Below are 25,285 nucleotides of genomic sequence, written 5' to 3'. Positions count from 1 at the left end.
TCTCTGCGCCTCTCGACAGCAAGCGCGGCGATATCTCTCATGGCCGCCTACGGCAAGCGAAAAGCGGCATCTTGCCTTCGTGGCCGCGGTCGCGGTTCTGTTGCGCAGCCAGGACGTGTCGGCGCGCCACCGGTCGCATTCCTCGCCAGCGCAAATGCGCTCCGAGCCTCGAGCCGAGGGACTCGTAATTGCCCTGGCGTTTGCTTCCACGCCGGGGAGGGGGCTTACCCGATCGCGGCCTGACTTGCAGTTCAGGCGTGGCTTGCCTTTTCTGAAGACCGGTCAAGCCGGGCTGAGTAGCACTGGATGAATAAATAAACTAGGAGAGCGGCATGGTATTGACCAATGAATCCACCCTCAATCTGCGGCGCAACCTGCGCGAGATCGCGGAGCAGCAGAATCTGCCCGCGCGCATCAACGAGTACCTCGAATGCTACTTCGGTGATGGCGAACTGAGCGACTCCAGTGACGCCAGCCCGGAAGAGCTCCTCGGTGCAGCTGTCCAGCATTTTCGCCTGGGCGACGCGCGGCCACCGGGGAAAGCCGCTGTCGCTCTGTACACTCCGGATTTTGACCGCCACGGTTGGCATTCGCCGCACACGGTGATCGATGTCGTGACCGACGACATGCCCTTTCTGGTCGATTCGATCACCATGGTCGTGTACCGTCATGGTCTGGTCATCCATCGCTTGCTGCATCCTCTGCTGGCCACCGAGCGAAACGTGGAGGGGCAGTTGCAACACACTTTGCCGCGCGGTGCCACCGGCAGCCAGCCGGAATCTTGGATCCACCTCGAGATCGACCGCGTTGGCGACGGACAGCTGCTTGAACGGCTGCGCCAGGAGATCGCCAGCGGTCTCCTCGATGTGCGCGCGGCGGTCGAAGATGTCGCCGCCATACAGAGCTGCATGCAACAAGCGTACGACGAGATGATCACCATTCCGGGTCCAGAGTGCGATGAAGCAGGGGCGTATCTGCGCTGGATCGGGGTCAACAATTTCGTCTTTCTCGGTTATGCCGACTACCTCGTCAGCCCGGAAAGCGGCACGCTCGCGCGCGTTGCGGACAGCGGACTCGGTATCCTCCGTCACGCCGACCACCAAGGCTTTGGCCATTGCCTGGCCGGATTTCAGGGCGCCGTTGCTGCGTTGGCCGGAGATCCCTCGCCGCTGATCCTGGTCAAGACCGACGCGCGTTCGACTGTTCACCGTGCGGCCTACCTCGACTTCATCGGCGTCAAGCGTTATGACGCTGGCGGCCAGGTCATCGGCCTGCGTGCTCTGGTCGGTCTGTACACGGCGCATGTCTATCACGTGGCGGCAACCGACATTCCGATCCTGCGGCGTAAGATTTCTGCAGTCAGGGAAGCCATCGGCTTTATCCCGCGCAGTCACCGCGAAAAAACCCTGCTCAATGTCCTCGAAACCTATCCCCGCGATGAGTTGATCGAGATCGCGCAGGGCGACCTGATGGCCGCTGCACATGGCATCGTTTCGCTGCACGAACGCGAGCAGGTGCGCGTCTTCATGCGTAACGACGCCTGGGGGCGCTACGTTTCGGTGATGGTGTACATGCCGCGCGACCATTTCGATACCCGCTTGCGCAAACGAATTTCGGCGCTGCTTAACGAAACGTTGCTTGCCGAAAGTGTCGATTTCTTTATCATGCTCGGCGAATCTCGGCTGGCGCGCATTCACTTCATCGTGCACACGCCGCTTGGCACCACCTACGACTACGATGCACAGGCCATCGAGAGGCAGGTTGCGCGCATCGTTCGTGGCTGGGCCGACGAACTGAAACACAATCTCATCGGGCATTATGGCGAGGAACGGGGCAATGCCCTCTTGCGCCGCTACGGTTCCGAATTGCCGCAGTTCTATCAGGAGCGTGTCACGCCCGCTTCTGCGGTGTCCGACCTGGAGCGTCTGGAAGCGGCCGAAAGCAGCGGCCGGGTCGAAGTGAAGCTTAGCGCCGCGCAAGGTGATGACGGTTCGCACCAGCACGTGAAACTGTTCCGCCGCGGTCGCCCGCGACCGCTGTCGGCGATCCTGCCCATTCTCGAAAACCTCGGGCTGACGGTACTTTCGGAGCAACCGTTCAAGTTGCCACAGAGTGATCTGCACCTCGCTGATTTCGCTGTCCAGCTCCCTGACCCGGCGGCACTCGACGACGACAGCACGCGGCGAGCCTTCGTCGAATTGCTTGAAAGCCTGCTCCGCAACGAAGCAGAGAACGACGGTTTCAACCGGTTGGTCCTGCTCGCTGGTCTCAACGGCCGGCAGATCGGCATTCTGCGCGCCTATCGCCGGTATCTGCTGCAGGCTGGACTGCCCTTCAGCCAGACCTACATCGAGCAATGTCTGGCGACCCATTTCAGCATTACCCGTGCTCTGGTCGACCTCTTCGAAGCGCTGTTCTCGCCAGCGGCAGACGACGCGCGTGCGAAAGCCATTTCCGAGGAACTGAGCGCGGCCTTGCTGCAGGTCAGCAATCCCAACGACGACCGCATCCTCGCCGCCATGCAGACGGTGATCGAAGCCACCCTGCGCACCAATGCCTACCAGTCAGCCATTGACGGAAAGGCACGCGACTACCTGTCACTGAAGCTTTCCTCGCGCGATATCCCCTTCCTGCCCGAGCCGAAGCCGCTCTACGAGATCTTTGTCTACAGCGATCGGGTCGAAGGGGTGCACCTGCGCGGTGCGCGGGTGGCGCGTGGCGGTTTGCGCTGGTCTGACCGGATGGAAGACTTCCGTACCGAGGTGCTTGGTCTGGTCAAGGCCCAGATGGTCAAGAACGCGGTGATCGTTCCGCTGGGTTCGAAAGGGGGCTTCGTTTGCAAGCGGCCGCCACCGGTCAGCGACCGGGAAGCTTTCCAGGCCGAAGGGGTTGCCTGTTATTCGACTTTCATCCGCGGTCTGCTCGATCTGACCGACAACCTCGTGGACGGCCAGGTCGTTCCTCCACCCGGCGTGCGCCGTCGTGACGGTGATGACGCCTATCTGGTGGTCGCCGCCGACAAGGGGACGGCGACCTTTTCGGACATCGCCAACGGCATCGCCATCGAGTACGGCTTCTGGCTTGGTGATGCTTTCGCCTCAGGCGGTTCGGTGGGTTACGACCACAAGAAAATGGGTATCACCGCCCGCGGCGCCTGGGAAGCGGTCAAACGGCATTTCCGGGAGCTGGGGCTGGATACGCAAACGCAGCCCTTCACGGTCGTCGGCATTGGCGACATGTCGGGGGACGTCTTTGGCAATGGCATGCTGCTCTCGCCGCAAATCAGGCTGATCGCCGCTTTCGATCACCGCCACCTGTTCCTCGATCCGAATCCGGATCCGGCACCGAGCTACGCCGAGAGGCAGCGGCTGTTCGCGCTGCCGCGTTCGTCGTGGGCGGACTACGACCCGGCGCTGATTTCCACGGGCGGCGGCATCTGGTCGCGCAGCGCCAAGGCCATTCCACTGTCGCCAGAAGTGCGTTCGTGGCTGGGTACTGCAGCGATCCAGCTGCCGCCGCACGAGTTGATCAAGATCATCCTGCAGGCACCGGTCGATCTGCTTTACAACGGTGGTATCGGGACCTACGTCAAGGCCAGTAGCGAGAGTCATCAGGAAGCCAATGATCGTGGTAACGACGTTTTGCGGGTCGATGCCAGTCAACTGCAGGCGCGGGTGATTGGTGAAGGCGGCAACCTCGGGCTGACTCAGCCCGGCCGTATTGAGTTCGCGCTGCACGGCGGCCGCATCTTCACCGACGCCATCGACAACTCGGCGGGGGTGGACTGCTCCGACCACGAGGTCAACATCAAGATCCTGCTCGCCGGCCTGATCAGTCGTGGTGACGTGACCGGCAAGCAGCGCGACACCCTGCTCGCCTCGATGACCGACGAGGTCGGGCGCCTGGTGCTGGCCGACAACTATCAGCAGACGCAGGCGATTGCGCTTGAAGCGGCGGCGGGCGTTGAGCTGATCGAAGCGCACGGACGTTTCATCCGCACTCTCGAAGCGAAAGGTGCTTTGCGCCGCGCCATCGAGTCATTGCCTGACGACAAGCGCCTGGCCGAGCGTGCGCAGCAAGGGCGCGGCCTCAGTGCACCGGAGCTCTCGGTTCTCCTGGCCTATGCCAAGATCACCCTGAAGGAAGCCATTCTGGCTTCGCAGCTGCCCGACAACAAGGACGTTTACGAGTTGCTGGTGAACTACTTCCCTGCCGCTGTGCTCGGACAGTGCAGCGATTTGCTGCCAGCGCACCCCTTGAAGCGTGACATCATCACCACCCAGCTGGTCAATCGTCTGGTTAACCGCATGGGGACGATCTTCGTCATGGAGGTCAGCGACGAGACCGGCGCTTCACCGGAGCAGGTCGCCGGCGCCTGGTACGCCGCCAGCAGCGTGCTCGATGCGGAATCACTATGGCGCGATGTCGAATCCCTGGACCTGGCAATCGACGCGGTGGCGCAGATGGCCCTGATGGTCGAGCTGCGGACGATGACCGGCGCGGCAACTCGGCTGCTGGTGACACAGCATGTCGGCGGTGCTTCGATTGGCGAAATGGTCGCCGAGTACCGGCCCGCGGTGGTCGACTGCATGGACCGTATTCGGGTCGCTGGGAGCGGGGCGCAGGGGCTTACAGCGCTGCTCGAAGCGCGTGCGCAGATCGTCGCCGCGTTCGAGTTGGTGAATCTTGCGCGTGCCTGTGCCTTCCCCTTGGTTCAGGTTGCCGGCGCACTCCGCGAATTGGCCGAGAAGCTCGACCTGGACTGGCTGGGTGCGGCGATCAATCGACTTCCAGCCGGCAACCGCTGGCAGGCACGAGCACGTGCCCAGCTCTCGGCCGAGTTGACCGGTCTTCGCCAGCAGCTCTTGCAGCAGGTCTTGGGCGGCTCCATGCAGCCTACCGAGCAGGCCAGTGCCGTGATTGACGAGCTGAAGAGCAACGTGCCGCAGGATCTGGCCATGCTCTCGGCGGGTCTGGCAGAGGCCAGGCGTCTGTTGGTCTCCTGAAGCGACCGAGGCAGGAGCTCTCGTTCATGTGGCGGGATCTCCTGCCTGTGCCTTGAGTGCCAGGTCGCCGGGTCCTTGCGCCGTTCTGGCAGCCATAATTATGAATTGCGCCGAGACCCGGGAAGGGTTTTGGTGTAGAATTGCTTGCCCGCTGCGAGGCTTTCACAGGCTCGCAAATCCCCTCAGGATTCTTGATGCCGCTGCCCGCACCCACTGCCGAACGCACCCGTATGCACGTCCGCAGCGTCCAGCTCGGCGGCTACAAGCGTAATGATGGTTGTTGGGATATCGAGGCACGACTGGTGGACTTCAAGGAGCACGACTATCCGCTGTCGTCGGGCTTGCGCAAGCGAGGTGAAGCGGTGCACGACATCTCGGTGCGGGTGGTCATTGATGCCCAGATGAATATTCTGGATGCGTCGGCCTGTATCGACGCGATGCCGTACAGCGGATATTGCGATCAGATTGCTCCCGATTACTCGCAGCTGATCGGCCTCAATCTCTTTCATGGCTTCCGGACGGCAGTCAAGAATCTCTTCCGCAGCACGCGTGGTTGCTCGCATATCAGCGAGTTGGTGAGCTTCTTGCCGACCGCGGCGCTGCAGACCTTCGCCAGTGACGTGCGCGACAGCGACGATAGCGGGCACAAGCCCTATCAGCTTGATCGTTGCCACGCGCTGGAGTCGCATTCGGACGCGGTTCGGCGCTATTACCCGCGCTGGTACCGTGGCCAGAAGCCCGGGTAGGATACTCTGCCTGCGGTTCGTTACTTTCGTTCCACTCGTTCCACTGGTTACACTTCGCAACCTTAACTCAAGCAAGGAAAGCGCATGAAAATTCACGAATATCAGGGTAAGCAACTCCTGAAGAAATTCGGCGTTGCCGTTCCGCGCGGGGTCTTCTGCCAATCCGTCGATGAAGCGGTCAAGGCAGCCGAATCCCTGGGAGGCAATCTCTGGGTCGTCAAAGCCCAGATTCACGCTGGCGGTCGTGGTAAAGGCGGTGGTGTGAAGGTCGCCAAGTCGCTGGACGAAGTCCGCGAGTTTGCCGGCCAGATTCTCGGCATGCAGTTGGTGACGCACCAGACCGGTCCGGTTGGCCAGAAAGTCCGCCGCCTGCTGATCGAAGAGGGTGCCGATATCCGCAAGGAGTACTACGTTGCCGCGCTGACCGATCGTACGACGCAGACGGTGGCGATAATGGCCTCTTCCGAAGGCGGTATGGATATCGAGAAGGTCGCTCACGATACCCCCCGAGAAAATCCTCAAGGTCTTCGTCGACCCCGAGGAAGGTTTGAGCGCCAAGCAGGCAGCTGAACTCGCTACCGGCATTGGCGTTCCCGCCGCATCGGTCGACAGCGCTGTCAACGCGCTGCAGGGGCTCTTCAAGTGCTACATGGAAACCGACGCCTCGCTGGCCGAGATCAACCCGCTGATTCTTGAAGGTGATGGCAACATCAAGGCCATCGACGCCAAATTCAACTTCGACTCCAATGCCCTCTATCGGCAGCCCGAGATCATGGCTTTCCGCGACCTCGACGAAGAGGACCCTGACGAGCTCGAGGCATCCAAGCACGATCTTTCGTACATTTCGCTTGACGGCAATATCGGCTGCCTGGTGAACGGTGCGGGTCTGGCCATGGCGACCATGGATACCATCAAGCTCTTCGGCGCCGAGCCAGCCAACTTTCTCGACGTTGGTGGTGGCGCAACCACCGAAAAAGTCACCTCGGCGTTCCAGATCATGCTCAAGAATCCCAAGGTCAAGGGAATTCTGGTCAACATCTTCGGTGGCATCATGCGCTGCGACACCATCGCCACCGGCGTTGTTGCGGCAGCCAGGGAAACACACATCGCGGTCCCGCTGGTGGTGCGTATGAAGGGAACCAACGAAGATATCGGCAAGAAGATCCTGAGCGATTCCGGTCTGCCAATCATCACTGCGGATTCAATGGCTGATGCCGCCACCAAGATCGTTGCTGCGGTCAAGTAAGGAGCCAACATGTCGATTCTGATCAACAAAGACACCAAAATCATCACCCAGGGCATGACCGGCAAGACCGGGCAGTTCCACACCGAGAAGTGCCAGGAGTACGCCAACGGCAAGAATTGCTTCGTTGCCGGCGTCAACCCCAAGAAAGCCGGCGAGAGCCTGATGGGTATCCCGATCTTTGGCACGGTCAAGGACGCTGCTGCCGAGACTGGCGCCACTGTTTCGGTGATCTACGTACCGCCGCCAGGTGCGGCTGCCGCGATCTGGGAAGCTGTCGAAGCTGACCTTGATCTGGTGGTTTGCATTACCGAAGGCATTCCGGTCCGCGACATGCTGATGGTTCGCAACCGGATGAAGAAACGTGAAGCCGCCGGCGGCAAAAAGACCCTGCTACTTGGCCCGAACTGCCCTGGCATAATCACCCCGGATGAAGTCAAGATCGGCATCATGCCCGGTCACATCCACCGCAAGGGTCGCATCGGCGTGGTTTCGCGTTCCGGCACTCTGACCTACGAGGCCGTTGGCCAGCTGACCGAAATCGGTCTTGGTCAGACCACCGCCGTGGGTACGGGTGGCGACCCGATCAACGGTCTCAAGCACATCGACATCATGCGTCTGTTCAACGACGATCCTGATACCGATGCGGTGATCATGATCGGTGAAATCGGCGGTCCCGACGAAGCCGATGCTGCTGTGTGGTGCAAGGCGAACATGAAGAAGCCGATCGTTGGCTTCATCGCTGGCGTTACCGCTCCTGCAGGCAAGCGCATGGGCCACGCTGGCGCGCTGATCTCCGGCGGCGCAGATACCGCTGACGCCAAGCTCGCGATCATGGAAGAGTGCGGCTTCACGGTGACTCGCGATCCGTCGGAAATGGGCAAGCTGATCAAGAAGCTGATCTAGGCGCAGCGATCTGGCTGAAGTCCAGCCAAGAAAAAAGGCAGACTGCGGTCTGCCTTTTTTCTTGGCCATTGCCTTGTGCTGATTGGCGCAGGCCATTTCCCGGTAGAATCGGCGATGCAGGCTTTCTGCGAGTTTGATGTTGCGGGCAAGGCAAGTTTGCGTAGCGTCAAATCGCCAGTATTACGCGTGTTACGGATGCGAGAACAAAATGGCTCTGTTCCTGACTGAAAAAGAGGTTGAGCAGCTGTTGACCATGCCGCTGGCGTTGGCGGCGGTCGAGGCTGCGCATCGCCAGCTTTCGACCACGGCGGCCTGCGATGTGCCGCGGCAGAGGACGCGCCTGCCGCAAACGACGCTGCATATCCTGCAGGGGGCATTGCCACAGCTCGATGCCATTGGCTACAAGGCCTATACCAGCAACCGCTCGGGTGTGCGCTTTCTGGTCCACCTGTTCCAGGCCTCGACCGGCCGCCTGCGGGCGGTGATCGAGCTGACCGCCTGGGTATGATGCGTACCGCTGCCGCTGCCGGCGTCGCCACCCGCTTCCTGGCCCGAGCCGATGCGCAGGTCGCGGGTATCTTTGGTGCCGGCTGGCAGGCGGAGGGGCATGTTGAGGCAATTGCCGCCGTACGGCAGTTGCGACTCGTCAAAGTGTACGCCCGTCGCGCTGATCGACTGGCTGAATTTTGCACGCGCATGGCAGACCGTCTCGGTATCGAAGTCGTCGCGGCTACGTCGCCCGAAGAGGTGGTGCGCGGTAGCGATATTGTCAGTACCGTCACCACCGCATCGACGCCGCTGTTCCATGCCGACTGGCTATCGCCGGGAACGCACATCAATGGCGCCGGCTCCAATTCGCTGATTCGCCGCGAAATCGGCGAAGATGTTCTGAAGCGTTGTTCGGCGATCATCGTTGACAGTGTTCAGACGGCTCTTTGTGAAGCCGGAGACCTCTTGCCCTTGTTCGAGAAAGGCCGCCTGCAGGCGCGTTCCCTGGTCGAACTCGGGGACGTGATCTGTGGTCGGCAGCCGGGACGTTCGACGGCTGCCGAGATCACGCTCTTCGAATCACAGGGCATGGCCGTTCAGGATCTGGCGCTGGCCGTCCGCCTCGAGGCGCTTGCACGTGAGCGTGGTCTGGGTCTCGAATTGCCTTTTGGCGGCTAGTGTTGGCACAATGTCTGCGGCCGGGAGCGCCTGAGCGCTCGAGGCGTTTCTCGCAACGTGAGCCGTGAGTGAAGTGTGGCCGCGTTGGCATGCCGAGCATTGGTTATGGGGGAGAAGACGTGACAAACAGTCTCTTGGGTGTGCTGGAAATGGTTACGCGCACCGACCCCGGACTGGTGCGGGGACAGAACGAGGATTCGGTATTTGCCGACGCTGAGCTGGGCCTGGCAATCCTGGCCGACGGCATGGGTGGCTACCAAGCTGGTGAAGTAGCCAGCAGCATGGCGACGGAACTCCTGTCGAGCGGGCTAGCACGAGCATTCAAGGCCTGTGCGGCGCATACCGCCGATCCTGACACCGGGCAATTGTTTGCCGAGCGAGCGCTGCTTGAACAGATCGCCGTGGTCAACTCGGCCATCTATAGTGCCGCTGAGGGTCAGTCGCGCTTCGGCGGCATGGGCACTACCTTGGTTGCCGCTGTCTTTTGCGACGACCTGATGGTGGTTGCGCATATCGGTGACTCGCGCCTGTATCGACTACGTGGCGAGCAGTTCGTCGCTTTGACTCACGACCACTCCTTGCTGCAGGAGCAACTCGACTGTGGCGAAATATCGGCCGAAGAAGCGCGCTATTCGGTCAACCGCAATTTGGTGACGCGTGCCGTTGGCGTTGATCCAGAGGTGGAGGCCGAGTTGCATTGGCACTCGGTTTACCCGGGCGATGTTTACCTGCTGTGTTCCGACGGCCTCTACGACATGCTCGAAAAAGGCGAGGTTCAGCTCGTGCTGGAGAGGTTTGGCGCCAATCTTGAACTCGCTGCCACGCAGTTGCTACAGCTCGCCAACGACAACGGTGGGGACGACAATATCTCGGTAGTGGTGATCAAGGTCTTGCGCGAGTTTCCAGCTGCCCCGGGGCGCTGGGCGAAGCTCTGGTCGTGGTTTAAATAAGGACGAAACAGGCGATGGCAAAGCTCATTCTCAGCATGGATGGTCTGGTACTCAAGGAAATCCCGCTGCTCAAGGAGCGCATGAGCATTGGCCGCAAGGCGCACAACGACATCCAGATCGACAACATGGCGATCAGCGGTGAACATGCAGCGGTGGTGACCATTCTCAACGACTCTTTCCTTGAGGATCTGAACAGTACCAACGGCACATTGGTCAATGGCCAGTCGGTCAAGAAGCATTTCCTGAAGGACGGCGATGTGATCGAACTGGGCAAGTACAAGATGAAATACCTGGTCGCAGCGGTGGCTCCGGGCGAAACGGCAGACTACGACAAAAGCATGTTGTTTCGCTCAGGGCCGCTGCCCGATGTGGCTACGCTCGGCGATCCGATGGTTGCCGCCGCGGGGCGGCCGGGCGCTGCAGCGCCCGGCACAACCACTCCTGCTGCCGCCATCCAGTTGCTCAGCGGCTCCAACGCTGGCCGCGAACTGCTGCTGACCAAGACCCTGACCACGCTTGGCAAGCCTGGCTTGCAGGTCGCCGTGATTGCCAGGCGGCCGCATGGCTACTTTCTGACACACGTCGAGGGCGCCAGCTTCCCGACCGTGAACGGCCAGGCGCTTGGCGCACAGGCGCATCGTCTGGAAGACCATGATGTGATCGAAATTGCCGGCGTGCGAATGGAATTCTTTATCAAGGCCTGACGGGTTTCGTTTGCTGCTTGCGTGGAGCGCCTGGCGCCCTCACTATGGCAGCCAGGCGGCAGAAAGCGAGCACGGAGGGTGCAGCGGAGCGCTCATGAAAGTCAGGATTCTGGGCTGTAGCGGTGGAATTGGCGGCTGCCATTTGCGAACCACGTCAATGCTGGTCGACGACGATATCCTCGTTGATGCCGGAACCGGGGTCGCGGACCTGTCGCGCGCGCAGCTGGCCCGCATCGACCATGTTTTTTTGACTCATTCGCATCTCGATCACATCGCTTCGCTGCCCCTGCTGATCGATTCGGTCAGCGATCTGCGCGAGAAGCCGCTGCGCGTCTATGCGACCGCGGCAACCCTGGCGATCATTGCCAAGCACATTTTCAACTGGGCCATCTGGCCTGATTTCAGCGTTATCCCGAGTCGTGAGAACGCAGTCATGCAGTACCAGACTATCGATCTTGGGCGCTCGGTCCGCCTCGGAGAGCGAACGATTACCGCGTTGCCGGCCGAGCATACGGTTCCTGCGGTGGGTTATCAGCTTGACTCGGGGTCGGGCTGTCTGGTGTTTACCGGTGATACAACGGTCAATGATTCCTTTTGGCCGGTGGTCAACCGCATTGCCAATCTACGCTATCTTTTGATCGAAACGGCCTTCGCAAACCGCGAACAGCGGCTGGCCGAGATTTCCAAACACCTTTGCCCGAGCATGCTCGCCGACGAGTTGCACAAACTGACGATCAAGCCGGAGATTTATATTAGCCATCTCAAGCCAGGCCAGGCCGAATTGACCATGGCTGAAATTCAAGCCTGCGCCAGCGACTTCCGGCCAACGAGGCTGCAGAACAATCAGATTTTCGAATTCTGATGTTCTGACGTTCTGACTTTTTTCAACCGCCGGCGGCGACTGGCAAATGGCTTGCTGTGAAGCGGGCGGCTGTGGGGATGATATCGTCAAGCAGAAGGGGTTCTTGCGCCTGCGTAATGGGCAGTGAATGCGGGCTTCTCGTGGCGGAGGTCGGCGCGCTGCGCGTTCGGCGCACTCACTCTGGCTTGCGGTAGATTGTCGGTTTGACGACCGACAACTGGTCGCTGACGCCGTTCAGCGATTCGGAATGGCCAACGATGAAGTAGCCGCCGGGAAGCAGTCGCGGTAGGAGATTGGCAACCACTTTACGCTTGGTCTCGGCATCGAAATAGATCATGACATTGCGTACGAGTATGACATCGAAACTGCCAACCGCCGGGCTGATTGGTAGCGTCAGATTGACCTGTGCGAAGCGTACCTGCTGGCGGATTCGGGGCGCGATCTGGAAAGTCTCGTCGTTGCCTCGCTCGCCGGGCAGGCAGTATTTGCGCCGATAGGCTTCGGGGATGCCTTCGTTGCGGTTGACCGGGTAGCAGGCGGTGCGCGCCTTGGCCAGCACCTGCGTGCTGATATCCGACCCAAAAACCTCCCACGCGCTGTTGGGAAGCGCTTCGGCAAGTACCATGGCCACGCTGTAGGCCTCTTCACCGCTGGAACTGGCGGCGCTCCAGACGCGAAAGCTCCGGGGTTGTTCGCGGCTGCCAAGCACGTCGTCGCGCAAGAAGTCGAAGTGTCTCGATTCTCGGAAGAAGTAGGTCTCGTTGGTGGTCAGCAGATCTACCATTGTCTGCTGCTCGTCCGGGTGCTGGCCGTTGCTGAGCAGGCGATAGTAGTCGCCGAAACTGGCGAGTTGACGTTCCCGAAGGCGGCGCTGCAAGCGGCCAACGAGAAGAATCTTCTTGCTGTCCGCGAGATTGATGCCGGCAATCCTGTAGATTAGTCGCTGGAAAAGAGCGAACTCTTGGTCGGTGATCGGTGCTTGCTCCATCAATACCTCGCTCACGGTCATGATATGTCGACATACCCCAGATCATGAAAGTCATGACCGTCGCCCGTGCCTGCAGCGTGCATTCGGCTCGCACGCCGGATTGTTCGACGGGCAGGGAGCAGGCTCCCTGAATTCCCCGCCTCACTCCGCCGGCCCGGCCACCGAGGGGGGGGAGGGGAGATTCGTGAGTGGCCTGCGCGACTTTCATGTTCAGGCGATTGCCGCCAGACGGCCGGGCTGCCCGTCTCGCTGATCCCCTCTCGGCGGGCGCCGATTGCTGCCTTTACGGACGCTTCTCGCCAAGACGGCGGCTGGCGCTGCTCAGCGACGTCAATGCTCCTCCATGAGGGCGTTTGTCGCAAGCCCACTCTTTTTGGTGTGGCGGCACTGACCATGAAAGTCGGCTGCGCGACTTCCATGGTCAGTGTTGTCTCAAGATGTGATGACCTTTTGGTGCTGGTGCTACCCAAGTGTGGCAATTTTTTTGTCTTTCTATATCAGCGTGTTATAGTGTTTTCTATGTTTTTGTGTGCGATGACCCTAAAGAAATGCTGCGAACTGTGCGTTATTCCTCTTGTTGAGCGCACTGAAGCAAGTATTCTCCTTCCATTCACAGGGGGCTTGCGACGATCAACAGCACTTGAGCGCTGCCTGCCGCTAGGCAACACTAGCGCCTGCGTATCGTTGTTATGATTTGGGCATGAGGCGTTACGGCGCTCTGCGCCGCGTTACCGAGGAGCTGTGGCACGCCAACGTGAACCAGAAGCAACAGGCAATGCTGGCCGGGCGCGAGGCTTTCGCGGCTCGGGACAATTCAACTATACTGTGGCGCGCTTTACGATACCCGTCAGCGCAATGTCGTGGGGATTTGCCGCATTCCGCTTCCAGGCCGGCGGCTACAAAAGGAGAGGGTCATGGTTTCACGCTTGCATCATGTCGTTGGCGCTGCGTTGCGTTGGCTTGTGTTGGGCGTCGTCGGCGCACTTGCCGTTGGCTGCGCATCGTCCGACTTTCCGCCCGCCCCGGAGGTCGCCGCTTCACCGGATTATCGCTACCTTATCGGGCCTGGCGACAACGTGAATATCATCGTCTGGCGCAACCCCGAGCTTTCCATGTCGGTTCCCGTACGTCCCGACGGGATGATTGCCGGTCCCTTGATCGAGGATATGCCGGCGATGGGCAAGACGCCGACGACGTTGGCGCGTGATATGGAGAAGGCGCTCGGCGTCTTCATCCGCGATCCGGTGGTGACGGTCGTGGTGACTAGTTTTGTCGGCAGCCAGAGCGAGCAGATTCGCGTCGTTGGCGAAGCGTCGAAGCCGCAGGCACTCCCCTATCGCCAGAAGATGACGTTGCTTGACGTGATGATTGCGGTTGGCGGCTTGACCGATTTTGCCGATGGCAACAGCGCGACCTTGCTACGCGCGTCCGACGACAATAAACAGTACGGTGTTCGCCTTACGGATCTGATCCGCCGGGGCGATATATCGGCCAACGTCGATGTCAAGCCTGGCGATGTGCTGATCATTCCTCAGAGCTGGTTCTGATGATGGTCTGGTATCTCTTTTGATGCCTGCCTTGACATGTTTCCTCCGCTGCCGGTGATTTTCGTCATCTCGCCGGCACTCCTCGAACCGATACCGATAGAGTCTGAATCCGATGGATGAACTGCTTCGACAAGCGACAACAATACTGCTCGGCATGTGGAAGCGTCGTTGGCTGGGGATCATCGTCGCCTGGATCGTTGCTCTGGCGAGTGTGGCGGCGGTGCTGGCGATACCCGACAAGTACGAGGCTTCGGCGCGAATTTTTGTCGATACCCAGTCGATCCTGCGGCCGCTGATGGCCGGGCTGGTTACGCAACCCAATATCGACCAGCAGGTGATGATGCTGAGCCGCACGCTGATCACCCGGCCCAATGTGGAAAAGCTGATCCGCATGGCAGATCTCGACCTCGGAGTCGAGTCGAAGGCCGAGCGCGACGCGCTGGTAGAGAGGCTGATGGCGTCGCTCAAGATTGCCAATACCTCGCGCGACAATATCTATAACATCAACTATCGCGACACGCAGCCAGAGAATGCAAAACGCGTGGTGCAGTCGCTGGTCTCGATTTTTGTCGAATCGAATCTCGGTGATGCGCGCAAGGATTCGGAATCGGCGCGCCGATTCATCGACGAACAGATCACGACCTACGAAAAAAAAGCTCCGAGAGGCGGAGGCCAGGCTCAAGGAGTTCAAGTTGCGCAACCTGGAAACCCAGAGTATCGAGGGCAAGGACCACTTCACTCAGATGAGCGAGGCCGGCAGGCTTCTCGAGCAGAGCAAACTCGCTTTGCGTGAGGCCGAACAGTCCCACGAGGCGCTTACTCGCCATCTCCTCGGCGAGGAGCCGTCACTCCTGTCTGCCCCACCAATGCAGGAGAACATCTCCGGAGTGTCGATCCCTGAGATCGACAGCCGACTGGACGCCATGCAGCGCAATCTCGACGCCATGCTGCAGCGGTTTACAGAAAAGCACCCGGATGTGCTCAGTGTCCGCCGCCTGATCACGGAACTCGAAGAGCAGAAACGGGAGCAGATCAAGGCCCGGCGCCTGGCGGCATCGTCGAATCCCTCGACGCCTATGTCGACCAATCCGGTGCACCAGCAACTGGCAATTTCGGTATCCGAGGCCGAGGCGACCATTGCCGCCCTGCAGACCCGCGTCGCGGAGTATCAGGTGCGCTACGACCGCATGCAAGAGGCGGTCAAACTGATGCCGCAGATCGAAGCAGAGTTTGCCCAACTCAACCGTGACTACGAGATCAACAAGAAAAACTACGAGCAACTGGTTCAACGTCGTGAGTCGGCCAACATGGGTAGCGAGATCACTAACACCGTCGGGGTTGATTTCCGACTGATCGACCCGCCGCGTGTGTCGCCGAAGCCGGTCGCGCCGAACCGTAGCCTGTTCCTGCCACTGACCTTGCTTATTGCGCTGGCTGCTGGCGTGGCTGTGACCTTCGCTGCCAGTCAGCTTCGGCCGGCGTTCTTCGATTCGCGCACCCTGCGAGAAGCCTGCAGCCTGCCTCTTCTGGGGACGGTGTCCCTGCTCACCGATGAAATAATGAAACGTAGCCAGCGCCGCGATCTGATCCGTTTTTCTGCGGCCTGTATTTCGCTGGTCGGTGCCTATGCTGCGGGGCTTCTTGCCTTGTTCCTTTTTTTCCGTCCGTACTGCCTAAGGAAAAGCGATGAGCCTCATTGAACAAGCGGCGAAACGTCTGGCACAGCTGCGCAACGCGGGTGTGGAAAGCAGCGACTCCTTCGCCGATGCCCAGCCATTGCCTTTGGCAGTCCAGGCTGAGCTTGCGGCCGTGGCGCGAGTCGAAGCGGTTGCGGACCTCAAACGTCAGCGTGCCGAGATGTCGACAAGCAAGCCTTCGCTAGCTAATGTGCCGGCTTCGCGGCGTGTCGAAATCGACCTGAATGCGCTGGCGACCAGAGGTATGATCAGCCCGGATGCGCCGCGCTCGCAGATTGCCGATCAGTATCGGGTGATCAAACGGCCCTTGATTGCCAACGCCATGGGTAAGGGTGCCGCACCGGTCAAGCGCGGCAACCTGATCATGGTCACCAGCGCGGTTGCCGGTGAAGGCAAGAGTTTTTCGGCGATCAATCTGGCGATGAGCATTGCCATGGAGATGGACAACACCGTGATGTTGGTTGATGCCGACGTGCCGAAGCCTTCGGTGCTCAAGATGCTTGGTTTGCCCCCATCGCGCGGCCTGCTCGACGTGTTGACCGACGACTCGGTTGATCTCTCGCAGGTGTTGATGAAGACCAATGTCGAAACACTGACTATTTTGCCGAGCGGTACGCAGCACGCGCGGGCGACCGAACTCCTGGCCAGCGGCGGGATGGTCGACCTGCTGGATGAGATGGCTAACCGCTATCCGGATCGGATCATCATCTTTGACTCGCCACCGCTGTTGATGACCACCGAATCGCGAGTGCTGGCTACCCACATGGGGCAGGTGGTGGTGGTCGTGAAGGCAGAAAGCACGGCTTGCCGTGACGTCAAGCACGCCCTGGCTGCCATTGAGTCGTGCCCGGTAAAGCTGATGCTGCTCAACCAGGCGCGTACTAGTAGTCAGGATGGATACGGCTATGGCTACGGTTATGGTTATGGGTATGGCTATGGTTATGGTTCAGACAGTGCTTGATCAAGGCCCGGCCGCGTGCGCCGCACGTGGTCTGAGGCGACAGACGCTTGCTCTTGATGGTGACGCTTTACTCGCCTGGGGCAGGCGTGCGCTTCGGCGCCCGGGCTTCGTTTCTCCGCTGGTCATCGCCCTGGCCTGCGCCGCCGGACCGGTGCAGGCCGCGAACTGGACGATACAGCCATCGATTCAGGTCAGGGAGACCTTGACCGATAACCTCTACCTCTCTTCATCGTCGGACAAGACGGGCGATCTGGTGACCGGCATTACGCCTGGCATCTCAATCAAAGGCGAGGGAAGTCGCGCCAAGCTTCGTCTGGCCTATGGTTATACCGAGCAACTCTATCTCAGGGAGAGCAACCAGAGGAATTCACAGAATTCCCTGAGAGCCATCGGCGCGCTTGAGGCCGTTGAGGACTTTTTCTTCATCGACGCCACGGGGACCATCTCGCAGCAGTATCTTTCAGCCTTCGGTGCCGTTTCGCCGAGCACCGCCAACGTCAATAACAACCAAACCGAGACCTCGAACTACTCCCTGTCGCCGTACGTCCGGGGCACAATGCTGGGGTGGGTGGATTACCTCGTACGCTACCGTCGCAGCACGACCAGCTCGCAGTCAAACTTGGCCTCGGACTACGACGCCAGTGAGTGGACCGGCGTTATCGATGGCTCGACACGTTGGAGTCGCATCACCTGGGCGCTCGATGCGAGCCACGTGCAAAACACCTATTCGCGTGGCCGCGACACCGATGGGTCGCACTATGGAATCACCTTGTCGTACCGCTTCAATCCGCAGTTTCAGGTCTCGCTGCTTGGCGGACGGGAATCGAACGATTACGTCACTCTGGATCAGGAGACCAACTACACTCGCGGTTTCGGTGTCGACTGGACACCCGATTTGCGCACCCAGCTCGCTGCGAAGGTCCGCAACCGTTTCTTCGGAACGGGTTACGACGTCAATTTCCGTCACCGCATGCGCCGCTCTCTGGTGACCTTTCTGGCCAGCAGGGATGTTACATCGCAGCCGTCAGGGGTCTCGAATACTGGGATGGGCAGTAACTACGACGCCAGCTATGCGCTCATCGCGGCAAATAATCCCGAACTCTCTCCCAGCGAGATCGAGGCGCAGGTGACCGAAGCTCTGCAAAGCAGAGGGCTGCCGGCGGATGGTACGGCGGTCAATGGTTACCTGACGGATCGCCAGCAAGTACAGGAGTTGCAGCGGCTCTCATTCGCCATGCTGGGCGCTCGGAATACGGTCACGCTGACCGCGACGCGCAGTGAGCAACAGCCTTTGGGCCTGGTCAACGGCGTGACCAACGATTTTTCGCTTCCGGACAGGGTTCTTCAGCAAGGCGTTTCCATTTCCTGGGGGCATAAGCTCACAGGTTTATCGTCCTTGTCCCTTTCTCTCAGCCAACAACGGAGTACGGGCTATACGGCCGGTTCGCCTGAAACCGAAACGCAGTACGCAAATCTGCTGTTTTCTACCCGCATTGGGCCGAATACCAACGCCAATGTTGGTGCGCGCCGGGTGATTTCCAGTGGTGTGACCAGTTACACGGAGAGTGCGCTGACCGCTGCACTCCTCCATAGTTTTTGATCGGCCGTCATGTACGAATCCTTCTATGGCTTGACCAGCAAGCCTTTCCAGCTGAACCCTGACCCCAGTTTTTATTACGCTTCCAAGCAGCACCGGCGGGCCATGGCCTACCTCGAGTATGGCCTGAATCAGAACGAAGGTTTCATCGTCGTCACCGGCGAGATTGGTGCCGGCAAGACGACGATCGTCCGCGGTCTGCTCAGTGACCTCGACTCAAACAAGGTGGTCGCTGCGCAGCTGGTCACTACCCAGCTCGACGCCGAGGACACGCTACGCATGGTGGCGGCGGCCTTTGGCGTCGGCGGCAAGAACGTTGGCAAGTCGGAGCTGCTGCTGGCCCTGGAAGCTTTTCTGGTCGAGGTGACGAGCCAGGGAAAGCGCTGTTTGCTGATTGTTGATGAAGCGCAAAACCTGACGCCGCGTGCGGTTGAGGAGCTGCGCATGCTGTCGAATTTTCAGTTTGGAACGCAGGCGCTGTTGCAGAGTTTCCTGATCGGGCAGCCGGAGTTTCGCAAGGTCATGCAGAGCCCGCAAATGAAGCAGTTGCGTCAGCGAGTGATCGCCGCCTGTCACATCGGCCCGATGGCTCAGGACGAAACACAGGCTTACATCGAGCATCGGCTGAAGTGTGCCGGAGCGCAGGGTTCGCCGCGTTTTGATGCCGGCGCTTTTGAGGCGATCTTCGAGGCTAGTGGTGGCATACCGCGGCGCATCAACGCGCATTGTGATCGCCTGCTGTTGTCCGGCTTCCTGGCCGGCAAGAGCGAGTTTACGCGTGCTGACGTCGAGGAAGTGGCCAGCGAGCTCAAGGAAGAAACACAATCGCCTTCAGTCGTCGCGCCGAACAGCCCCGGCGATGGCAGCGAGAGTGCGGTGCATGCACAGCTGACCGAGAGCGGGATCCTCGATATCGACCTCTCGCGTCTGGAACTCGAGCCCAATATCGCGGAGCGCGCGTCACGCGCCATTGCCGAATTGAAAAGCGGTCAGGCGGACCAGCGGATGATCCGCATCGAGCGCAGCATTGTTCGCCTTGAACGTAGCAATGCAGCGGTTCTTTCGCTGATTCAACAACTGGTCGATGCGGTTCGGGCCAAACAATGAGGGAGAGTGTGATGGCTGACGAGCTGTGGTCTGCCGATCTCGGCCCTGTCGTCTGTGTGGTTGGCGCGCGGCCGAATTTCATGAAGATGGCGCCGATCCTGCGCGCTTTGAGTGCCCACCAGCCGGCCGTGCCGGCGCTTCTGGTGCACACCGGCCAGCACTACGACAATGATATGAGCGACCGTTTGTTCGTCGATTTGCGTCTGCCCCATCCGGATATCAACCTCGAAGTCGGTTCCGGGACCCACGCCGTGCAAACAGCCGACGTCATGAAGCGTTTCGAGCCGGTGCTGGACAGCCAGCGGCCGTCTTGTGTTCTGGTCGTCGGTGACGTGAATTCGACGCTCGCCGGTTCGCTTGCGCCGGCAAACGCGGTCGCATCCCCGAGTTCTGGGATGGCCAGGCGGCACCGAGGATGGTCGCCGACCTCGCTACCTGGCTGCTCGCGCGGCACACGCTGCGTACCGCGTAACGCTGGTCACCTCTTGCGACCCACATCATCATGGACGGCATGACCGTTTCCCTCGTGGTCAATTGGACAACAAGCAGAAAATGTCCGGCCTGCCGATAACCAACGCCCTGACCATCGACGTCGAAGACTATTTTCAGGTCTCCGCGCTGGCCCCGTATATTCCTCGCGAGCAGTGGGATTCGCGCGAGTGCCGCGTCGAACGCAATGTCGAGCGAATTCTTCTGATGCTCGACGAAGCGCAGACACGGGCGACCTTCTTCACGCTCGGCTGGGTTGCTGAACGCTACCCGCAGCTCGTCCGTCGTATCGTCGCCGGTGGACACGAGCTGGCGAGTCACGGTTACGGACATCAGCGTGCCAGCGATCTCAGCGAAGCCGAGTTTTCGGCCGATATCAGCTCGGCCAAAAAGTTGCTGGAAGACATCTCCGGGGAGGAAGTCAAGGGCTACCGCGCGCCGAGTTTTTCGATCGGCGAAGCGAATCTCTGGGCCTTTGACTGTCTCGCCCGCGCCGGCTATCGCTACAGTTCGAGCATCTACCCGATTCGCCATGACCACTACGGCATGCCCAATGCACCGCGTTTCGCGCATCACGTGCGCGACGGACTACTCGAGCTACCGGTGACCACCCTGCGCTATTTCGACCGCAACTGGCCGGCCAGCGGTGGTGGTTACTTCCGCCTGCTGCCCTACGCGCTGTCGCGCTGGTTGTTGCGGAAAGTCAACCAGCGTGATCAGCAGCCGGCGATCTTCTATTTCCATCCCTGGGAAATCGATGCCGAGCAGCCACGCATCGCCGGCATCAGCACCAAGACCCGCTTTCGTCACTACGTAAATCTGCAGTACACCGAGGCGCGTATCAGGCGCTTGCTCGGTGACTTCAGCTGGGGACGAATGGATGAGGTATTCCTTGCTTCCGCGCTGCGGCCGCCAATGGTGAATTGATGGAAACGACAATCGAGGAAGTGGCCAGGCTGGTTGCGGCGAGTGCACCCTTGCTCGTCAAGACACTGGATCCCGCCGACCGGCCTGCCGTTCGCCGCTGGGATGCTTTCGTCAACGGCTGCCCGGAAGCGACCTTTTTTCACAAATCCGGTTGGCAGCAAGTTCTCAAAGAGTCCTTCGGGCATCGCACGCATTTCCTGTATGCCGAGCGTTCCGGGGCGATCGAGGGTGTCCTGCCGTTGGCGCAGGTGAAAAGTGTGCTTTTCGGAAATTCCCTGGTCTCTTTGCCGTTTGCCGTCTATGGCGGGGTCGCGGCAAGCAGCCCGGCCGCGGCCGAGGCCTTGGAGCGCGAAGCGCAGGCCATCGCTACGCGTCTCGGTGTCGAGCATCTGGAGCTGCGCAACCTGCAGCATCGTCATCCGGAGTGGCCGCTGCAGGATCTCTACGTGCGCTTCCGCAAGGAACTCGAAACCACGGTCGAGGCCAACATGCTGGCCATTCCACGCAAGCAGCGAGCGATGGTCCGCAAAGGGATCAAGAATGGCTTGCGCAGCGAGATCGACAAGGATTTGAGCCGCTTTTTTGCGCTCTACGCCGACAACGTTCATCGGCATGGGACGCCGGCACTTCCCAGGCGCTATTTCGAGATCTTGCAGCGCGTCTTCGCTAGCGACTGCGAGGCGCTTACCGTGGTGGACGGCAATGGCCGGGCGCTGAGTGTTGTGCTTAGTTTTTATTTTCGTGACGAAGTCCTGCCTTACTACGCCGGTGACGATGTTTCGGCGCGCCAGTTGGCGGCCAACGATTTCAAGTACTGGGAGTTGATGCGCCGCTCCTGCGAGCGCGGCCTGAAGATCTTTGACTACGGTCGCAGCAAGCAGGGTACCGGCTCGTATTCCTTCAAGAAAAACTGGGGCTTCGAGCCGCAACCCCTGTTCTACGAGTATTGCCTGTACAGCCGTGATTCGATCCCGCAAAACAACCCTGCCAACGCCAAGTACCAGTTGCTGATCAAGACCTGGCGGCGGCTGCCGATTGGCCTCGCCAACTGGCTTGGCCCTTTCATTGTGCGCAACCTCGGTTAGGCGTAGCGCGGAGGCCGCTGCTGCGCCAGGCGCGAGCAAGCTTGAATCGATGAAAACATGAACTCGCTAACCTTACTACCTTCGCTGACTCTTGAGTGTTTTCGCCTGTTGAAAGCCACGCCATGAACCAAGCCGTACTCCGCCCGACCTCGCTTGCCGCTGATCCGGCCTGGCGTGTCGCTCTTCCCACGCTGGTCTTGACCTTGCTGCTTATCCTGCTCCTCTTTCGCGAGACGGCGTTGACTATGGCCGCTGTCTGGGAGCGCTCGGATACCTATGCGCACGGCTTTATCGTGCCGCCGATCACCTTGTGGCTGATCTGGCGGCTTCGTTCCAGTCTCGCCGTGCTGGCGCCCCGCTACAGCTTTCTGGCGGTGTTCCTGATTGCCGGCGTCGGTTTTGCCTGGCTGCTCGGCGAGGTAGCGGCGGTCAATGCGCTTTCCCAGTTTGCACTGGTGGCCATGCTGATACTGGCCGTCCCCGCGGTCCTCGGCTGGGGAGTCGCACGGCACATTGCCTTTCCGCTGTTTTTCCTGTTCTTCGCCGTACCATTCGGCGATTTCACGATGCCCAAGCTGATGGAATGGACCGCGCATTTCACCATTCTTGGCTTGCGTTTCTCCGGCATCCCGGTGCATGCCGAAGGCCTGAGGTTCGTGATTCCAACGGGCAGCTGGTCAGTGGTCGAGGCCTGCAGCGGTGTTCGCTACCTGATCGCTTCGGTCACCGTCGGGACGCTGTTCGCCTACCTCACCTATCGTTCGTTGACCCGGCGGTTGCTTTTCGTCCTCGTTTCCTTCCTGGTTCCGATTATCGCCAACTGGGCCCGTGCCTACATGATCGTCATGATCGGCCATCTGTCGGGCAACAAGTTGGCGGTCGGCGTCGACCATCTGATCTACGGCTGGCTCTTCTTCGGTATCGTCATCCTGGCCATGTTCTGGATCGGTGCGCGCTGGCGGGAGGACGAGTTAGAGGACCCGCCGCAGGCGACGGCGCGCACCGCGGCGCCCGCGCTTGCGGCGACTTCGCGTTCACTGGTCGCGGCCGTCGCCACCGTCCTGGTGGGCGGCTTCTGGAGTTTCGTGCAATTGCAGATCGAGGACCATCGTGCACCGCAGATCGCTCAGGCGGCGCGCGTCGGCCCGATTGCTGGCTGGCAGGCGAGCGATTCTCGCTTGTACGAGTGGCAGCCAAGCTTCGAGAATTACGCGGCGAGTAGCCAGGCCAGCTTCGCGAAGGACGGGCGCCCTTTGGGACTCTTCCTCGCCTACTACCGGAACCAGGACGAACAGCACAAGCTGGTCAGTTCGAACAATGCCCTGGTCAGGAACAACGATCCGCTGTGGGCGAAAGTGGCTGGCGGAACTCGCGCGATTCTGTTTGACGAACAGGAAATCAAGGTGCGCACGGTCGTGTTGCGCGGACAGCCGCCGCTACGGATGCTGGTTTGGCAGTGGTACTGGGTCAACGGGCGCTGGACTGCCAGCGAGGTCATGGCCAAAGCCTATATGGCGCTGTCGCGCCTGAGCGGCAAAGGCGATGATTCGGCGCTGATCGTCCTCTACACGCCGCTGGATGGCGGCGGTAGCGGGGAGGCGCTACTTGAAGACTTCGTGCGTACCGCCGGACCAGCCATCAATGCCGCGCTGCGGCAGACGCTGGACGGTCAATGACGGTCGCTGCGGACCGGCGTCCGCTGGTGGTCCATGTGGTGTTCCGCTTTGACGTGGGTGGTCTCGAGAACGGAGTGGTCAATCTGATCAACCACATGCCGCGCGCCGCTTATCGTCACGCGGTCATTTCACTGACCGAGATCACCGACTTCAAGCGCCGCATCGTTCGTGACGACGTCAGCTTCATTGCGTTGGGAAAGCCGCCTGGTCATGCGCTCTGGATCTATCCGCGCTTGTGGCGACTGTTGCGTCGTTTGCGCCCGGCCATTGTGCACACTCGCAACCTGGCCGCACTGGAAGTCGCCATCCCGGCCTGGGCGGCTGGCGTGCCCGTGCGTATCCACGGTGAGCATGGTCGTGATGTGGGCGACCTCGATGGTTCGAACCGGAAAAACCAGTGGCTGCGCCGCTTTTATAGTCCGTTCGTCAGCCGTTACATAGCGCTGTCGCGTGATCTTGAAGATTATCTGACTTGCCGGGTCGGTATGTCGCCGACCCGTGTTGCGCAGATTTATAACGGCGTCGACGGGCAGCATTTCTATCCGCTCAGCTCACGCCAGGCGATTGCCGGCTGCCCGTTTACCGATGCGGACTGCTGGCTGGTCGGTAGTGTAGGGCGTATGCAACTGGTCAAGGATCAGACGACATTGGCGCAGGCTTTCATCCGGGTGCTGGCGGAGTTTCCCGAGCTGCGTAGCCGTCTGCGACTGGTGATGATCGGTGACGGCCCGCTGCGCGCGCGCGCGCAGGCGATGCTCGCAGAGGCCGGCGTAGCCGGTTTGGCGTGGTTGCCGGGACAGCGTGACGATATTCCCGAAATACTGCGTGGTCTGGACTGTTTCGTACTGCCCTCGCTGGCCGAAGGCATCTCCAACACCATCCTCGAAGCGATGGCCAGTGGTCTGCCGGTGATCGCGACGGATGTCGGTGGCAACGCCGAGTTGATCGAAGCCGGCCGCTCGGGCGAACTGGTGGCGGTTTCCGATCCAGCGGCGATGGCGCAGCAGATAGCCCGTTACGCGAACGATCCGCAGCAGGCGCGTGCCGCCGGGGCGGCGGGGCGGGCCAGGGTCGAGCAGCACTTCAGCCTGCAAGCGATGAGCGGGCGTTACCAGGGTCTCTACGACCAACTACTGAGCGTGAATGCCGGCAAGGCCGGCCGCAAGGCTTTGATTCACCCCTAGCAGCCTGTCGGACTTGACTCCGGTCAAGTCCGCGAATTTCACTATGCGGAATAAAAAAAGTCGGATTTCCTTGATTTGCCGGCTTTTCCGAGGGTTTCCCCCTCATTTTTCCTACTGTGGACGCAATACGGCCAAGCGCTTCAAATTCCATGCCATGCAAACCAGCGTCCACTCACCGGTGACCTTCTTCAAACCGCGCAGTGAGAAGCGGCGAAATCCCATCACCGACTTGATGATCCCGAACACCGGTTCGATGGTCTGCTTGCGTAGCGCGTAACGCGCTCGCCCTTCCTTGGTCTTCAGCCGATGGGACATGGTCTGCACGGGTGTGGCACCCTCAGGCAACGACGCCGGCTCACTGTGGCGCTCCCGCCAGCCCGGGTGGTGCTCGTCGCACTTGGCCTGGTCTTCGTCCTGCTGTTTTCGACCTTCCGCTCGGTGCG

General features: G+C 60.4%; 20 protein-coding genes and 2 pseudogenes. 20 read left to right on the top strand and 2 right to left on the bottom strand.

What is annotated here, in order from left to right:
• Positions 1-332 precede the first annotated feature (332 nt).
• The 9 genes and pseudogenes from E4Q23_RS13295 to E4Q23_RS13260 all read left to right on the top strand — a co-directional run bounded on the left by E4Q23_RS13295 (position 333) and on the right by E4Q23_RS13260 (position 11,584).
• A complete protein-coding gene (locus tag E4Q23_RS13295; protein WP_248595437.1) occupies positions 333-5,006 on the top strand; it encodes an NAD-glutamate dehydrogenase in 4,674 nt (1,557 codons plus the stop codon).
• Between the two features lie 194 nt (positions 5,007-5,200).
• A complete protein-coding gene (locus E4Q23_RS13290) occupies positions 5,201-5,752 on the top strand; it encodes a DUF2889 domain-containing protein (protein ID WP_169067073.1) in 552 nt (183 codons plus the stop codon).
• An 84-nt stretch (positions 5,753-5,836) separates the two neighbouring features.
• Positions 5,837-6,998: pseudogene (gene sucC, locus E4Q23_RS13285) on the top strand (ADP-forming succinate--CoA ligase subunit beta).
• 9 nt (positions 6,999-7,007) lie between these two features.
• Entirely contained in the window at positions 7,008-7,901 is an 894-nt protein-coding gene (gene sucD, locus E4Q23_RS13280) for a succinate--CoA ligase subunit alpha (protein ID WP_169067072.1), read from the top strand.
• A 208-nt stretch (positions 7,902-8,109) separates the two neighbouring features.
• A complete protein-coding gene (locus E4Q23_RS24880) occupies positions 8,110-8,409 on the top strand; it encodes a hypothetical protein (RefSeq protein ID WP_336511689.1) in 300 nt (99 codons plus the stop codon).
• The gene (locus E4Q23_RS13275; protein ID WP_336511688.1) at positions 8,406-9,068 is read left to right on the top strand and encodes an ornithine cyclodeaminase family protein; all 663 of its coding nucleotides are present in this window, start codon (positions 8,406-8,408) and stop codon (positions 9,066-9,068) included. Before E4Q23_RS24880 ends, E4Q23_RS13275 begins: the two co-directional genes overlap by 4 nt.
• Positions 9,069-9,217: 149 nt before the next feature.
• A complete protein-coding gene (locus tag E4Q23_RS13270; protein ID WP_169067135.1) occupies positions 9,218-10,018 on the top strand; it encodes a Stp1/IreP family PP2C-type Ser/Thr phosphatase in 801 nt (266 codons plus the stop codon).
• 14 nt (positions 10,019-10,032) lie between these two features.
• Positions 10,033-10,722 (top strand): FHA domain-containing protein, encoded by a 690-nt coding sequence (locus E4Q23_RS13265; protein WP_169067071.1) that lies wholly within the window; start codon positions 10,033-10,035, stop codon positions 10,720-10,722.
• 94 nt (positions 10,723-10,816) lie between these two features.
• Positions 10,817-11,584 carry a 3',5'-cyclic-nucleotide phosphodiesterase gene (locus tag E4Q23_RS13260; RefSeq protein WP_169067070.1) on the top strand — a complete coding sequence of 256 codons (768 nt, stop codon included), beginning with the start codon at positions 10,817-10,819 and terminating at the stop codon, positions 11,582-11,584.
• Positions 11,585-11,759: 175 nt separating this feature from the next.
• On the opposite strand, the gene E4Q23_RS13255 is transcribed toward E4Q23_RS13260, so the two are convergent.
• The gene (locus E4Q23_RS13255; protein WP_248595436.1) at positions 11,760-12,593 is read right to left on the bottom strand and encodes a CheR family methyltransferase; all 834 of its coding nucleotides are present in this window, start codon (positions 12,591-12,593) and stop codon (positions 11,760-11,762) included.
• A gap of 893 nt (positions 12,594-13,486) precedes the next feature.
• On the opposite strand from E4Q23_RS13255, the gene E4Q23_RS13250 reads away from it, so the two are divergent.
• The 11 genes and pseudogenes from E4Q23_RS13250 (at position 13,487) to E4Q23_RS13205 (ending at position 24,842) form a co-directional block, all read left to right on the top strand.
• A complete protein-coding gene (locus E4Q23_RS13250; protein ID WP_169067069.1) occupies positions 13,487-14,119 on the top strand; it encodes an XrtA/PEP-CTERM system exopolysaccharide export protein in 633 nt (210 codons plus the stop codon).
• A gap of 112 nt (positions 14,120-14,231) precedes the next feature.
• The gene (locus E4Q23_RS24875; RefSeq protein WP_336511687.1) at positions 14,232-14,912 is read left to right on the top strand and encodes a Wzz/FepE/Etk N-terminal domain-containing protein; all 681 of its coding nucleotides are present in this window, start codon (positions 14,232-14,234) and stop codon (positions 14,910-14,912) included.
• The gene (locus E4Q23_RS24870; protein WP_336511686.1) at positions 14,812-15,819 is read left to right on the top strand and encodes a GNVR domain-containing protein; all 1,008 of its coding nucleotides are present in this window, start codon (positions 14,812-14,814) and stop codon (positions 15,817-15,819) included. Before E4Q23_RS24875 ends, E4Q23_RS24870 begins: the two co-directional genes overlap by 101 nt.
• Complete coding sequence (locus E4Q23_RS13240; RefSeq protein ID WP_169067068.1) at positions 15,806-16,777, top strand: XrtA-associated tyrosine autokinase; 972 nt, start codon at positions 15,806-15,808, stop codon at positions 16,775-16,777. The genes E4Q23_RS24870 and E4Q23_RS13240 overlap by 14 nt, the downstream gene beginning before the upstream one ends.
• Positions 16,758-18,377, top strand: a complete 1,620-nt coding sequence (locus E4Q23_RS13235; protein WP_169067067.1) for a TIGR03016 family PEP-CTERM system-associated outer membrane protein — start codon at positions 16,758-16,760, stop codon at positions 18,375-18,377. Before E4Q23_RS13240 ends, E4Q23_RS13235 begins: the two co-directional genes overlap by 20 nt.
• Before the next feature lie 9 nt (positions 18,378-18,386).
• The gene (locus tag E4Q23_RS13230; protein ID WP_169067066.1) at positions 18,387-19,481 is read left to right on the top strand and encodes an XrtA/PEP-CTERM system-associated ATPase; all 1,095 of its coding nucleotides are present in this window, start codon (positions 18,387-18,389) and stop codon (positions 19,479-19,481) included.
• 11 nt (positions 19,482-19,492) lie between these two features.
• A pseudogene (locus E4Q23_RS13225) lies at positions 19,493-19,840 on the top strand (UDP-N-acetylglucosamine 2-epimerase); the annotation flags it as partial.
• Positions 19,841-20,033: 193 nt separating this feature from the next.
• A complete protein-coding gene (locus E4Q23_RS13220; protein WP_169067065.1) occupies positions 20,034-20,897 on the top strand; it encodes an XrtA system polysaccharide deacetylase in 864 nt (287 codons plus the stop codon).
• Complete coding sequence (locus E4Q23_RS13215) at positions 20,897-21,982, top strand: FemAB family XrtA/PEP-CTERM system-associated protein (RefSeq protein ID WP_169067064.1); 1,086 nt, start codon at positions 20,897-20,899, stop codon at positions 21,980-21,982. Before E4Q23_RS13220 ends, E4Q23_RS13215 begins: the two co-directional genes overlap by 1 nt.
• Positions 21,983-22,104: 122 nt before the next feature.
• Complete coding sequence (gene xrtA, locus E4Q23_RS13210; protein ID WP_169067063.1) at positions 22,105-23,658, top strand: exosortase A; 1,554 nt, start codon at positions 22,105-22,107, stop codon at positions 23,656-23,658.
• Positions 23,655-24,842, top strand: a complete 1,188-nt coding sequence (locus E4Q23_RS13205; RefSeq protein ID WP_169067062.1) for a TIGR03088 family PEP-CTERM/XrtA system glycosyltransferase — start codon at positions 23,655-23,657, stop codon at positions 24,840-24,842. Before xrtA ends, E4Q23_RS13205 begins: the two co-directional genes overlap by 4 nt.
• 111 nt (positions 24,843-24,953) lie before the next feature.
• Here the strand turns inward: E4Q23_RS13205 and E4Q23_RS13200 are convergent.
• Positions 24,954-25,285 (bottom strand): transposase (locus E4Q23_RS13200; protein WP_169067061.1); only part of this gene is annotated, 332 nt, incomplete at its 5' end.

Origin of the sequence: Candidatus Accumulibacter phosphatis (assembly GCF_012939955.1) — a bacterium.
In the GTDB taxonomy this organism is placed as follows: domain Bacteria; phylum Pseudomonadota; class Gammaproteobacteria; order Burkholderiales; family Rhodocyclaceae; genus Accumulibacter; species Accumulibacter delftensis.
The sequence above is the reverse complement of the archived record's forward strand: the minus strand, read 5'-3'. Positions and strand labels throughout refer to the sequence as shown.

What these genes read in the sequence shown, in the direction of transcription:
- E4Q23_RS24880 (WP_336511689.1), top strand. Translation starts at nt 8,110, where the DNA reads ATGGCTCTGTTCCTGACTGAAAAAGAGGTTGAGCAGCTGTTGACCATG.
- E4Q23_RS13265 (WP_169067071.1), top strand. Translation starts at nt 10,033, where the DNA reads ATGGCAAAGCTCATTCTCAGCATGGATGGTCTGGTACTCAAGGAAATC.
- E4Q23_RS13290 (WP_169067073.1), top strand. Translation starts at nt 5,201, where the DNA reads ATGCCGCTGCCCGCACCCACTGCCGAACGCACCCGTATGCACGTCCGC.
- E4Q23_RS13270 (WP_169067135.1), top strand. Translation starts at nt 9,218, where the DNA reads ATGGTTACGCGCACCGACCCCGGACTGGTGCGGGGACAGAACGAGGAT.
- sucD (WP_169067072.1), top strand. Translation starts at nt 7,008, where the DNA reads ATGTCGATTCTGATCAACAAAGACACCAAAATCATCACCCAGGGCATG.
- E4Q23_RS13205 (WP_169067062.1), top strand. Translation starts at nt 23,655, where the DNA reads ATGACGGTCGCTGCGGACCGGCGTCCGCTGGTGGTCCATGTGGTGTTC.
- E4Q23_RS13260 (WP_169067070.1), top strand. Translation starts at nt 10,817, where the DNA reads ATGAAAGTCAGGATTCTGGGCTGTAGCGGTGGAATTGGCGGCTGCCAT.
- E4Q23_RS24875 (WP_336511687.1), top strand. Translation starts at nt 14,232, where the DNA reads ATGGATGAACTGCTTCGACAAGCGACAACAATACTGCTCGGCATGTGG.
- E4Q23_RS13230 (WP_169067066.1), top strand. Translation starts at nt 18,387, where the DNA reads ATGTACGAATCCTTCTATGGCTTGACCAGCAAGCCTTTCCAGCTGAAC.
- E4Q23_RS13250 (WP_169067069.1), top strand. Translation starts at nt 13,487, where the DNA reads ATGGTTTCACGCTTGCATCATGTCGTTGGCGCTGCGTTGCGTTGGCTT.
- E4Q23_RS13275 (WP_336511688.1), top strand. Translation starts at nt 8,406, where the DNA reads ATGATGCGTACCGCTGCCGCTGCCGGCGTCGCCACCCGCTTCCTGGCC.
- E4Q23_RS13235 (WP_169067067.1), top strand. Translation starts at nt 16,758, where the DNA reads ATGGTTCAGACAGTGCTTGATCAAGGCCCGGCCGCGTGCGCCGCACGT.
- E4Q23_RS13215 (WP_169067064.1), top strand. Translation starts at nt 20,897, where the DNA reads ATGGAAACGACAATCGAGGAAGTGGCCAGGCTGGTTGCGGCGAGTGCA.
- E4Q23_RS13220 (WP_169067065.1), top strand. Translation starts at nt 20,034, where the DNA reads ATGTCCGGCCTGCCGATAACCAACGCCCTGACCATCGACGTCGAAGAC.
- E4Q23_RS13240 (WP_169067068.1), top strand. Translation starts at nt 15,806, where the DNA reads ATGAGCCTCATTGAACAAGCGGCGAAACGTCTGGCACAGCTGCGCAAC.
- xrtA (WP_169067063.1), top strand. Translation starts at nt 22,105, where the DNA reads ATGAACCAAGCCGTACTCCGCCCGACCTCGCTTGCCGCTGATCCGGCC.
- E4Q23_RS13295 (WP_248595437.1), top strand. Translation starts at nt 333, where the DNA reads ATGGTATTGACCAATGAATCCACCCTCAATCTGCGGCGCAACCTGCGC.
- E4Q23_RS13255 (WP_248595436.1), bottom strand. Translation starts at nt 12,593, where the DNA reads ATGACCGTGAGCGAGGTATTGATGGAGCAAGCACCGATCACCGACCAA.